The 12,316-nt window shown below is 70.7% G+C and carries 8 protein-coding genes; 2 read left to right on the plus strand and 6 right to left on the minus strand.

Annotated features, from left to right (window positions below):
- Window positions 1-73: 73 nt before the first annotated feature.
- Complete coding sequence (nrdR, locus tag ACP4E5_RS14355) at window positions 74-619, minus strand: transcriptional regulator NrdR (RefSeq protein ID WP_425828657.1); 546 nt, start codon at window positions 617-619, stop codon at window positions 74-76.
- A gap of 529 nt (window positions 620-1,148) precedes the next feature.
- On the opposite strand from nrdR, the gene lexA reads away from it, so the two are divergent.
- Window positions 1,149-1,934, plus strand: coding sequence for a transcriptional repressor LexA (gene lexA, locus ACP4E5_RS14360; protein WP_267068935.1), 786 nt, complete (start codon window positions 1,149-1,151; stop codon window positions 1,932-1,934).
- A gap of 86 nt (window positions 1,935-2,020) precedes the next feature.
- On the opposite strand, the gene ACP4E5_RS14365 is transcribed toward lexA, so the two are convergent.
- Genes ACP4E5_RS14365 through ACP4E5_RS14385 form a run of 5 tightly spaced genes read right to left on the minus strand, consistent with a single transcriptional unit; the run spans window position 2,021 to window position 10,611 of the window.
- A complete protein-coding gene (locus ACP4E5_RS14365) occupies window positions 2,021-4,033 on the minus strand; it encodes an ATP-dependent DNA helicase (protein ID WP_425828660.1) in 2,013 nt (670 codons plus the stop codon).
- A 40-nt stretch (window positions 4,034-4,073) separates the two neighbouring features.
- Complete coding sequence (locus tag ACP4E5_RS14370; protein ID WP_425828662.1) at window positions 4,074-6,065, minus strand: IucA/IucC family protein; 1,992 nt, start codon at window positions 6,063-6,065, stop codon at window positions 4,074-4,076.
- A 40-nt stretch (window positions 6,066-6,105) separates the two neighbouring features.
- The gene (locus tag ACP4E5_RS14375; protein ID WP_425828664.1) at window positions 6,106-7,101 is read right to left on the minus strand and encodes a GNAT family N-acetyltransferase; all 996 of its coding nucleotides are present in this window, start codon (window positions 7,099-7,101) and stop codon (window positions 6,106-6,108) included.
- A 15-nt stretch (window positions 7,102-7,116) separates the two neighbouring features.
- A complete protein-coding gene (locus tag ACP4E5_RS14380) occupies window positions 7,117-9,096 on the minus strand; it encodes an IucA/IucC family protein (protein WP_425828666.1) in 1,980 nt (659 codons plus the stop codon).
- 60 nt (window positions 9,097-9,156) lie between these two features.
- Entirely contained in the window at window positions 9,157-10,611 is a 1,455-nt protein-coding gene (locus ACP4E5_RS14385; RefSeq protein WP_425841327.1) for a diaminobutyrate--2-oxoglutarate transaminase family protein, read from the minus strand.
- Between the two features lie 480 nt (window positions 10,612-11,091).
- Between ACP4E5_RS14385 and ACP4E5_RS14390 the strand changes: the two genes are divergently transcribed.
- On the plus strand, window positions 11,092-12,315 hold the full coding sequence (locus ACP4E5_RS14390) for a trypsin-like serine peptidase (protein ID WP_425828668.1): 1,224 nt from the start codon (window positions 11,092-11,094) through the stop codon (window positions 12,313-12,315).
- Window position 12,316 lies beyond the last annotated feature (1 nt).

Here is a 12,316-nt window from a genome sequence, read left to right on the forward strand (position 1 = left end):
GTCTTGTGTTGCGGACGCCGCTCTTGCCGCCCGTAACAGGTCTTTGGGGTCGCCGCCGCCCGGCCCGTGGCCGTCAGTCGGCGGCGTGGGCGGGCACGGGGACTTCTACAGTCCCTCCGGGCCCGCACTCGCTCTGTGTGCGCTCTTCGCCCGCGCCGTCCGTTTCGGCGCCGGGCGCTTGTTCCCTCAGTTCCGCGATCGCCGACTCGAAGTCCTCCAGCGAGTCGAACGCCCGGTACACGGACGCGAACCGCAGGTAGGCGACGAGGTCCAGCTGCTGAAGCGGGCCGAGTATGGCCAGGCCCACGTCATGAGTGGTCAGTTCGGCGCTTCCGGTGGCGCGCACCGCCTCCTCGACCCGCTGGCCGAGCTGGGCGAGGGCGTCCTCGGTGACCGGACGCCCCTGGCACGCCTTGCGTACGCCATTGATGACCTTGGTGCGACTGAAGGGTTCGGTCACCCCGCTCCGCTTCACGACCATCAGTGAACACGTCTCCACCGTCGTGAAACGACGGGAGCAGTCCGGACACTGACGGCGCCGGCGGATCGACGTGCCGTCGTCGGTGGTGCGGCTGTCGACGACACGGCTGTCGGGATGCCTGCAGAAGGGGCAGTGCATGAACTCCCAACCCTCCTTCACGGCACGACTCGATAGCTCCGAGGGGCTGGATCACGCCTCTCGAAGCAGCCCCAAGCATAGGCGATGACCGGGACCGAGATGGACCGGGGACCACAACTTCTGGGCTGCGGATCTAATCCAACCACTACATCTGGGGTTCGGCCGCATTTTGAGCCCCAGAGCGTGTCGCGCGTGTCGCGCGCGGGAAACGCGCATCGCACAAGGGGCGGCGGGGCCGCGTGGCGCCGGTGTCCGCACCGGCACGACACGAGAAAGAACGAGGGCAGTGCCTGGTTGACGGGGAGGCGAGTGGCAGACTGGGGAACCCGCGGGCCGAACCTCGACTCCGACGCAGAAGCGTACCGGATTGAGCAGAATTGCCGCTCCGCTTCGAGGTTGCCATACACCCAGGTGCGTGATCACGACAAGCAATCGTCGGTTTTTCACTCGAACGTGTGTTTGGCGCAACCTTTCGAAAGGAACTACCGTTGGCTAGCTAGGGAGACATTCTCGAGAGGGGCCTACCGACGTGACCACGACCGCAGACAGTGCCACCATCACTGCCCAGGGCCGCGCCCAGGGCCGACTCGAGCCGGTGCATGCCATGAATGACACAGCCATGAGCCAGGAGGGCCCCAAGCCGGGGCGCTCCCTGCCCGGCCGACCCCCAGGGATCCGCGCGGACAGCTCGGGGCTCACGGATCGGCAGCGCCGCGTCATCGAGGTCATCCGGGACTCGGTGCAGCGTCGGGGGTACCCGCCGTCCATGCGGGAGATCGGCCAGGCGGTCGGCCTGTCCAGCACCTCGTCGGTCGCGCACCAGCTGATGGCACTCGAGCGCAAGGGCTTCCTGCGCCGTGACCCGCACCGCCCGCGCGCGTACGAGGTCCGTGGCTCGGACCAGCCCAGCGCGCAGCCCACGGACACCGCCGGAAAGCCCGCGGCTTCGTATGTGCCCCTGGTGGGTCGGATCGCCGCCGGTGGCCCGATCCTCGCCGAGGAATCGGTCGAGGACGTCTTCCCGCTGCCCCGGCAGCTCGTCGGTGACGGTGAGCTGTTCGTCCTGAAGGTCGTCGGCGACTCGATGATCGAGGCCGCGATCTGTGACGGGGACTGGGTCACGGTCCGCCGCCAGCCCGTCGCGGAGAACGGCGACATCGTCGCCGCGATGCTCGACGGCGAGGCTACGGTCAAGCGCTTCAAGCGGGAGGACGGCCATGTCTGGCTCCTGCCGCACAACTCCGCGTACCAGCCGATCCCCGGTGACGAGGCGACGATCCTCGGCAAGGTGGTAGCCGTTCTGCGGCGCGTCTGACGCACCTCCCTGACCGGGCCCCGGAACCAACTGCGCCGGTTCCGGGGCCCAGCGCTGTCCGCACCGGGCCACCGTCCGCGCCCTGACTACTCCTCGTCCACCGTCTTCGCTGCCGTAGCTGCATTCTCTGTCGTCGCTGCCTTCGCGGCCGCGTCGATCGACGAGAGTGAGCGCCGCACCTGGTTCCGGTCCGTCGTGAACCAGAAGTCCGGCATCGACGCCTTCAGATAGCTGCCGTAGCGCGCCGTCGCCAGACGGGGGTCCAGGACCGCGACCACGCCGCGATCGCCCGTCGCCCGGATGAGGCGGCCCGCGCCCTGCGCCATCAGCAGCGCCGAGTGCGTCGCGGCCACCGCCATGAACCCGTTGCCACCCGCGTCCTCGACCGCCTTCTGGCGCGCGCTCATCAGCGGGTCGTCCGGCCGCGGGAACGGGATCTTGTCCATCACGACCAGCTGACAGTTCGGGCCCGGCACGTCCACGCCCTGCCACAGCGACAGGGTGCCGAACAGACAGGTCTCCGGATCGGCCGCGAAGGCCTTGATCAGCTCACCCAGGGTGTCCTCGCCCTGCAACAGGATCGGGAACTCCGGAATCCGCGTGCGCAGTTCCTCGGCCGCCGCCTGGGCCGCCCGCATCGACGAGAAGAGGCCGAGCGTACGGCCGCCGGCCGCCTGGATCAGCTCGCTCAGCTCGTCCGTCATGTCCGTACGCGTGCCGTCACGCGTCGGCTTCGCCAGGTGCTTCGCGACGTAGAGGATGCCCTGCTTGCGGTAGTCGAACGGCGATCCGACGTCGACGCCCTTCCAGACCGGCAGGTCCTCGCCCTCGGTGCCTTCGGGGGCGAGGCCCATGGAGGCACCCACCCCGTTGAAGTCGCCGCCGAGCTTCAGTGTCGCCGAGGTCAGGACGACAGAGCGGTCGGTGAAGAGCTTCTCCCGCAGGAGACCGGACACCGACATGGGGGCGACGCGCAGGGAGGCGCCGAAGCGGTCGTGCCGCTCGTACCAGACGACGTCCCACTCCGAGCCGTTCGAAATCCGCTCCGCCACGTCGTGAATGTTCTCCACCGCGGCGAGGGCCTGCTTGCGGACGGCGTCCTCGTCCTGGACGGACTTGTCGCGCGTGTTCCCGAGTGCGGTGATCACCGTACGCGCGGCGTCCCGCAGGGCCATGAGCGCGTAGCCGAGGTCCTCTGGGACTTCCTCCAGGCGGCCGGGCAGGGCCAGCTCCATGACCCGCTCGAAGCCCTCGGAGGCGGTCTGGAGCTGGTCCGCCGCCTTCTCGTTGACGAGCTTCGCCGCGCGCTTCACCGCTCGGTTGACCTGGCCGGGCGTCAGCTCCCCCGTCGCCACCCCGGTCACCCGAGAGACCAGCTCGTGCGCCTCGTCCACGATCAGCACCTCGTGCTGCGGCAGGACCGGCGCGCCTTCGATGGCGTCGATCGCGAGCAGCGCGTGGTTGGTGACGATGACGTCGGCGAGCTTGGCGCGCTCCCGGGACATCTCGGCGAAGCATTCCTGGCCGTACGCGCACTTCGACGCGCCCAGGCACTCGCGCGAGGAGACCGAGACCTGTGCCCAGGCCTTGTCCGAGACGCCGGGTGTGAGATCGTCCCGGTCGCCCGTCTCCGTCTCGTCCGCCCAGTCGCGCATGCGCAGCAGGTCCTGGCCCAGCTTGCTGGTGGGCGCTGCCGCCTCGAACTGGTCGAAGAGGCCGCCTTCCTCTTCCTGCGGTACGCCCTCGTGGAGACGGTGCAGGCACAGATAGTTCGACCGGCCCTTGAGCATCGCGAAATTCGGGCGGCGCCGCAGCAGCGGGTGCAGCGACTCGACCGTGCGCGGCAGGTCCCGCTCGACGAGCTGGCGCTGCAACGCCAGCGTGGCGGTCGCCACGACGACGCGCTCCCCGTGGGCCAGGGCCGGCACGAGGTAGCCCAGCGACTTGCCTGTGCCGGTGCCCGCCTGGACGAGAAGATGGGAACCGTCGTCGATCGCCTCGGCGACGGTCTCGGCCATGGTGACCTGGCCAGGGCGCTCCGTGCCGCCGACAGCGGTGACGGCGGCGTGCAGGAGCTCGGGGAGTGAGGGCTTCGTCATAGCTCGACCACCCTAAACGGACCCACTGACAATCCGGCGATCACGGCTGATGCAGCGGATTGGCGACGGTGCCGTGCACGGCCGCGTGCGGGCGGTCGGCGCGGTCGCGGTAGCCGTCGAGATGCAGCCGGTTGCGGTTGAGGCACAGACGCTCGATCTCCGGGGTGAGCAGGTCGAACATCTCGTACCGCTCCTTGAGCTCCGGGAAGCGCGCGTGGTGGCGCAGGATCTCGGCGCGCACCAGGGACCAGAACTCGTTCTCGGGGAGCCCGAGTTGCTCCTCGTACAGAGGCGCCAGGTAGCGGAAGACGCCCACGAAGAGTCCCGAATGGATGAACTGGGTGAGGAACGCGGGGTCCTCGGTGAGCAGGACCTCGCGCACGTCGTCGGGCATGGAGTCGTGCTCGGGCAGCGTCTCCGAGCTGATGTTGACGTCGTCCACGAAGTCCTTGACCGCGAGCCGCACGGGCACGTCCTGGTCGTCGAAGACGACGATGGCGTTCTCTCCGTGTGGAGAGAAGACGGTTCCGTAGCGGTAGAGAAAGCGCAGCAGTGGGGGCAACAAGGCGGCGAAGAGCCTGCGGAGCCATGTCTTCGGTTCCAGGCCCGAGCGGGCGACTAGTTCCGCGACGAACGCGCGCCCTTCAGCGTCGATGTGCAACAAGGAGGCGAGCGTCCGGGCGCGCTCTCCAGGGGCGAGGTGCCGGGTGACGGGCTCGCGCCAGATCGCGCCCAGCAATTCCTTGTACTGGTAGGGGACTTCGTCGAGCCCGTCGTACAGGGGGTGTTCCACGGTCACGGATGCGACCTCGCCCAGCAGGACGACGCCGCATTCGTCGCGCAAGAAGGGGTCGGCGTCGCGCAGGGCGTGCACCCATGTGGTGACGGCGGGCGCTGCCCAGGTGCGCTCTGTCGGAAGCCCGCGCCACACAAGAGTGTTGAAGATGGAGAGCGGCAGCTTCACGGTGTGCCGGTCGGGGCGCGTCGTGTTCAGGAACGTACGGATGGACTGCTGCGGCAGACGCAGATCACCGTCCGTGGGCAGCGCCACGATGTCGTTCGTGGCGATGGACGGCGCGAAGAGTGGGAGCACGATGTCGTCCCACTGCCAGGGGTGCACCGGGAGATAGAGATACGCCGCCGGGTCCAGTCCGCGCGACCGGAGCGCCTGCGTGAACAACGCCCGGGTCGGTCCGTCGAGTTCGTGGTCATAGAGGGTGGCAGGGTCCTCCAGGCCCAGGACACCCCTGTAAGTGGCGAGGCCCGTGTGCACGGCGATCCACGGGAGACGGGTGGGACGGCGTGATTCCGGTGCCCAGCGGGAGGTGTCGGTCGCGGAGAAACCGAGACGCCCCTTGTTCAGTACGAGCCAGGGGTGGCCGGTCTGGTGGCCCTCGAGTTCGGCATATCCGAGGTCGGCCAGTTGTGACGCGGTGAGCGCCGTGTGGTCGAGGCGGGCGTCGGCGGCGAGGGTGACGGTGAGTTCGCGGATGAGGTGGCCGAGGGTGCTGCCGTCGAGGCCGAGTGTGTGCTTGGCACGGAGGAGGAAGGCGAGCGGGTCGGTGAGGGGCTCGCGTCCGCCTTCGGACGGGGGCGTTGTCGTTACCGCTGTCTCGGTCGGCTCGTGTTCCGCATTTCCGGTCGGCTCGAGTTCCGCATGTCCGGTCGGCCCGTCCTGGCCCGGCAGACCGGGTTCCCACTCCATGCTCGCCGGGTCGACCTGCCAACTGCCGTACGCGCCGCGGCGGGCGCGGAAGTGGAAGGTGCCGCCGGCCTCTTTCACGTGGGCGCCGGTCCCGGGCCCGTCGGCCCCATCGGTGAGCCCGCCGGAGAGAGGCAGGACGTAAGGGCGGGGGCCCGGGCCGGCCGGGGCGAGGGCCGTCGGCCGCAGGATGCCCTCGTAGGCGAACTCGCCGATCAGCTTGGCCAGCAGCCGGGCGCCCGCCCTGTCCCAGTTCCCGGACGTGAGCTCGGGCGGGTCGTACAGCTCGGTCGGCTCTTCGGAACTCGGGGCGACGGACGGATTCGGCACGGGGACTCCTCGGACGGGAACCGGATCGGGTCGAGGTTCGTTACAGAGAGTGACTGGCCTGGAGTACGGTGCGCAGGGCGCGGTCACGGACCATGAGCGCGGCCCGCTTGTCGGGGAGTTCCACCTCGGCGAAGAAGCGGAATCCCGCACCCAGGAAAGCGGAGACGGAGGGGGTGTTGCGAAGGTCGGGTTCCGCGATGACGCGCGCACAGCGCGGGCGATGATCAAGTACGAGGTCGGCGACGGCTTGGAGCAGCGTGGTGCCGAGTCCTCGTCCGCGGTCGGCGACGCCACCGATGAGGAGGTGGATTCCGGTGTCGTGCGGGCGGGCGGGGTAGTGGCGGGCCAGCGGGTCGAGATCGGCGCGGTAGATCTCCCAGTAGCTCATGGGCGCGCCGTCGAGGACGCCGAGGCAGGGCACGCTGCGTCCGTCGCCTGTGAGTTGGGGGCCGAGGTGGTCCGCGGTGACGGTGTCGGGTCCGGCGAGTTCCCAGAAGGCGGCCACGGCGGGGTCGTTCATCCAACGGCTGATGAGTGCCAGGTCTCGCTCGATGCGCACCGGGACGAGTTGGAAGACGCCTGAGGGAGTGGTGACCGGTCCCCACTCCCCCACGTCGTCCAGCAGGTCGTGCTCGGTCAGGGCCGTGGGGTCGGGAGCGAGGCGGTGCCCGCCGGTCTGCTCCGCGATGAGCGCGAGCAGTTCGTCGGGGAGGCGCAGGTCCAGGGTGTCCTGGAAGTCGGCGCTGTCCGCACCGTCGGCGCTCCGCGTGTGCTCCGCGTTCTCAGCGCTCTCCGTATCCTCCGCGGGCTCGGCGTGCCCGGCGTGCCCCGCGGGCTCGGCGTGCCCGGCGTGCCCGGCGTGGTCCGCGTGCCCGGCGGGCTCGGCCGGCTCGGCGTGCCCGGCGTGGTCCGCGTGCCCGGCGGGTTCGGCCGGCTCGGCGTGCTCGGCGCGCTCAGCTCCGTCCGCGTTCGGCGCGGGTGGAGCCGGAGCGTGGGCGGTGGTGGTGGGAGTGGTGTCGGCGTCGGTGGGAGGCACGGCGACGCTCCTCTCTCAGGTACGACGGGAATGAAAGGGGTTGGCGATGGTGACGTAGACGGACTGGGTGTCGACGGGGCCGACGAGTTCGTCGAGGCCGTGCAGCCGGGTGAGCATGTTGGCCTTGCAGCGCAGCGTGGGCGAGTCGAGCAGCAGGCTCGGCAGTGTGCTGCGCTGCCGGTTCGGCCCGGTGGCGGCTTCTCCGAGGAAGCGGCGGAACGCGGCGATCAACAGCTGTTCGTCGGCAAGCCGTTGGGAGCCGAAGGCTCCGATCAGGCCGAGGACGTTGTTGATGGCGAGGTAGTAGGCGAAGCGCTCGTCGGTGACGTCGTCGTCGACGAAGGTGTCGCTGTGCGTGCCGATACCGGGCAGTCGCCGGTCGAGTTCGGCGCGGCGGGACTCGCGGAAGTAGTAGCCCTGGTTGTCCCGGTAGCGCCCGCCGACGGGCCAGCCATCGGCGTCCAGGAGCACCAGGGTGTTCTGCTGGTGGGCCTCCAGGGCGATACCGGCTTCGCCGTCGAACCAGAGCACGGGTCGGACGACGTGTTCCAGGTACCGCAGGAACCACTCGGCGGACACGGCTCCGCGGGATCGCCCGGTGCGGGCCGCGAGGCGGGTCACGGTGTCGGCGAGGCGGGAGCTCATAGCCGGGTGACCGCTGCGGTCGGCCGGGACGGCTGGGTCGGCCGGGGCGGCCGTCGGCCTGGGCGAGACGAGGCCGGCGACGCATGCCGCGTCGTCGTGGGAGCGGAAGGGGTTGGTGCGGATCATCACGTCCACACCGGGCACGGGTACGCCGTCCGGGCCGTCGACGGCGAGCCAGGCCGGGTCGCGGACGACGTCGAACCCGGGGTGCGCGGCCTGCCACTGCGCGGCGAGACCGGTGCCGAGGAGCCGGTGGACCTCGACGCCCCGGTGGAGTTCCTTGCGGAGGTTCTCCCGGCGGGAGTTGGTGATGCGCAGGCCGAGGGAGAGCTTGAGCATGGCCGGCGCGCCGGGCCGGTACAGCGTGCGGACGGAGGAGGTGGGGAACCAGGGGTCGCCGTGCGGGCCCAGGTCGTGCAGCAGGCCGGCGTCCAGGAGGGCGGCGGTGGCGGGGCGCTCACGCAGTTCACGCAGCTGCCATGGGTGCATGGGCAGCGCGGCGTGCCCTGCGGGCAGGGGGAGCCCCGGGCCTGCCAGTTGGGAGGTGAGTTCGGCGGCGGTGCGGGCGCGGCCGTCGTCGGTCCAGGCCGAGTCGTGGGCGAGGACGTCCGGGGCCACGGCGATCCAGTGCAGGGGGAAGGAGCCGCGCAACTCCGGTGAGTAGCGGCCCGCTTCGGTGTCGGAGAGTCCTTCGCGGCTCTTCGGAGTCGGGTGCAGCGGGTGTCCGAGGAGCAGTGCCTGCTCCGCCGCGAGGAAGGGGTCTGCCTGGTCCGCGGGGCGGTGTCGGCGGTCCGCGATGAAGTCGGTGGTGCGACGCAGCGAATCGGCGACGCGGACCACCAGTTCACCGCTGTCGCCGTCGGCGGCGGGGGCTCCCGACGCCGGGCCGTCGGAGGAGGCAGGGGCGTCGGCTGCGCCGTGGGCCGATTCCCTGCTCAGGAGTGCGGCGAGGGCGACGGCGTCCACGCCGGGGGCGTGCGGCGGCGCGTTCTCCAGGCAGGGCAGGCCGAAGCGGTGCCAGCCGGAGGGCGACCAGTAGTGGACCGGGACGAGGAGGACGGTGCCGCTCGCGGGCAGCGGGATGCGAAGCGCGCCGAAGGAAGGAGGAGCGATGTTGTTCTCGCGCACCCAGCAACGCAACAGGTTCTCGACCGCTGCCACCTGGGCGGCAGTCGCGGGGTCCGGGTGTTCCAGGAGATCGACGACGGGAGTGCGGGGACGCTCGGTCTCCTGGCCGCCGCCCTGCTGCCGCGGGATCGCGTCGCGCTCCTGGGCGCGCGGGGTTTGCGTGTCACAGGATCCGCCGGCGGGGGGACGGGAACGGCCGTCGGATGCGGGTGTGGCGTTCAACTGGCTTCCTTGCGTGGGGTGGTGGGCTCCATGAGGCGGTGGTCCGGCCGGTCCGGCGTGTCACTGCCGTCGCTGGGGGTGGTGTGTCGTCGGGCGCTCCTGCGATTCGTGACGGCGCGTGCGGGCGACGGCCGCCAGGGCGTCGGCGAGCCGGTCCACGATGGCCGCGGCCTGCTCGTCGGTGATGGTGAGGGGCGGCAGCAGGCGTACGACGCTGGAACGACGGCCGCCGAGTTCGACGATCAGGCCGCGGTCGAGGCAGGCGTCGCGCACGGCCGCGGCGAGTCGGGGCGCGGCCGGGAGCGGGGTGGGCCCGGCGAGCAAGGGGTCGTCGTCGAGTTCCCCGGCGGCGGACGCGGGGACGCCGCTGTCCGGGTCGACGAGCTCCACGCCGATCATCAGGCCACGCCCGCGGACCTCGCCGACACAGGCGAACTCATCGGACAGAACCCGGAGTTGAGCGAGCATGCGGGCGCCGAGATCGGCGGCGCGCTCGGCGAGGGCGTTCTCCCGGACATACGAGAGGGTGGCGGCGCCCGCGGCCATGGCGAGCTGGTTGCCGCGGAACGTGCCGGCGTGGGCGCCCGGAGGCCAGACGTCGAGGTCGTCGCGGTAGACGATCACGGCGAGCGGCAGGCTGCCTCCGATGGCCTTGGACAGGACCATGACGTCGGGCACGACGCCGCTGTGTTCCACTGCCCAGAAGGCGCCGGTGCGGCCGACGCCGGTCTGTACCTCGTCGACGACGAGCGGGATCGAGCGGTGCTCGGTGACGGCACGCATCCGGCGCAGCCAGGCGTCGGGCGCGGGGATGACGCCGCCCTCCCCCTGCACCGGTTCGAGGATCATGCCCGCGGGTTGCGGCACTCCGGACTTGGTGTCGTCGAGGAGCGATTCGGTCCAGCGGGCGGCGAGTTCGGCGCCGCGCGGGCCTCCGACGCCGAAGGGGCACCGGTAGTCCTGCGGATACGGCAGGCGCGTGACGCGGACGTCCTGCGCCCCGCCGGACGCTTCGAGCGCCCCCGCGGTCATGCCGTGATAGGCGCCCGCGAAGGAGAGCAGGCCCGAGCGCCCGGTGGCGGTGCGGACCAGTTTCAGCGCGGCCTCGACGGCGTCGGTGCCCGCGGGACCGCAGAACTGGATGCGGGCCCGGTCCGCAAGTCCGGGCGGCAGCGTGCGGAACAGCTCGGTGGTGAACGCGTCCTTGACCGGAGTCGCCAGGTCGAGGACGTGCAGGGGCGCACCCGAGTCGAGCACTGTGCGGATGGCCTCCAGCACCACCGGATGGTTGTGGCCGAGCGCGAGGGTCCCCGCGCCGGACAGACAGTCCAGATAACGGCGGCCGTCGGCGCCCTCGATGGTGAGCCCACGGGCCCGTACCGGCACGATCGGCAGGGCGCGCGCGTAGGTGCGCGCCGCGGACTCCCGCGCGCACTGACGGCGCAGGATCCCCTCGTGCGCGCCGGCGTCCGGGGCAGGGGTCGTGTGTGTCCCCCCGCCATACGGGGCCGGCACCGCCAAGATCTCAGGATCGGTCACGGGCACAGGATCGGTCACCGCCACGGCTGTTGGTCCTCCTGCTGGATATACGGCCGAAAAGGCCCCTCGACTCACCGATCGGCGGGGCGAGTCGGCGCGCGCTGAACACCGGCTGCGGTTCCCCCGTACGTACCAACGACGGGACGGGCGGAGGAACACGGCTCGTACAGGACTGATGAGCAGACCTTTGCCAGGTGTCCGCGACGCCGGCGGGTCGGCGCAGCCGCCGCTCCCCCACCGTGAGTCAGAGGCGCGCCGCCCCGTCACGATCAGTACCGGCCGGAAGATCCCTCCGTGACGGAACCGTTGCTGTTCCGTCGGCCGTCCCCGATGGCACCGGCATAGGGTGGTGTGCCGTTCGGAGGCGAGGTTCCGCCTCCTCTGGACCGCACACGTACCGCTGGACCGCACACGTACGGCAGTTCAACTTTTTCGAAGCCCAGGGGGATTCACGACATGCGACCCATACGCCCGCAGTTCGCCGCGCGCCGCACTCGAGGCGCGCGAAGCAGAACATCCCCTGTGGCGGCGGCGGTCGCACTCGGTGCCGTGGTCGCTCTGACCGCCACGGCGTGCGGGCCGAGCGAGAACAACGCGAACGACAAGCCGACCGCCTCGGCGTCCGCGGGCGATGGCAAGTTCAAGATCCCGGACGACATCAAGGACCGGCTCAAGGAGCACGGGATCGACCCGGACAAGTGGAAGGACGGCGAGTGGAAGAACTGGGACAAGGACAAGTGGCTGCGTGAGGCGCAGGACTTCGTCAACCCGATCATCGACGGCCTGTGGGACTCCGGCCGGATGCGGGACGCCGACAAGCCCACCGGTGGCGAGGTCGACGAGAACGACCTCTCCGGCGACCAGGGTGTGACGGACCCGGAGCCGAGGCCGGTGGCGGCCGCCGGTGTGTCCACTCCGTACCACGCGAACGCCCCGTACGCGGGCAAGCTGTTCTTCGACGGCCCCAAGGGTTCGATGGTCTGCTCGGCGACCGTGGTCACCGATCCCGCGCATCCCGGCAGGTCCAACATGATCTGGACGGCGGGCCACTGCGTGCACGCGGGCAAGAACGGCGGCTGGTACCGCAACATCGCGTTCGTGCCCTCGTACAACGACAGCGGCAAGTCCGCGCAGGAGATGCAGAACGCGCCCCGGAGCGAGGTCGCGCCGTACGGCGTGTGGTGGGGTGACGCGGCGCTGACGTCCGACCAGTGGATCGCGCAGGGCGGCCCGAGCGGCGGGGCGGGCGCTTCGTACGACTTCGCCGTGATCCATCTGACGCCTGAGAAGGGCGGCACCACCAAGTCCCTTGAGGAGACAGTGGGTTCGGCGCTCCCGGTGAACTTCAACGCGCCGGCGGTGCCGAAGGTCTCGCAGCTGACCGCGAAGGGCTATCCGGCGGCGGCGCCGTTCGACGGGCAGCGGCTGTACCAGTGCGCGGACCGGCCGGGCCGTCTTTCGCTGAACGACACGGACCCGACGATGTACCGCATCGGCTGCACCATGACGGGCGGTTCGTCGGGCGGCGGCTGGGTCGGCCAGGGCGCCGACGGCAAGCCGGCCCTGGTGTCCAACACCTCGATCGGCCCGGTGACGGCGGGTTGGCTCGCGGGCCCGCGGCTCGGCAAGGAGGCCAAGGGGATCTACGACTCGGTGAGCAGGAAGTTCGCCGGGCAGTAGG

The organism is Streptomyces fractus (assembly GCF_049844455.1).
GTDB classification, from domain to species: domain Bacteria; phylum Actinomycetota; class Actinomycetes; order Streptomycetales; family Streptomycetaceae; genus Streptomyces; species Streptomyces fractus.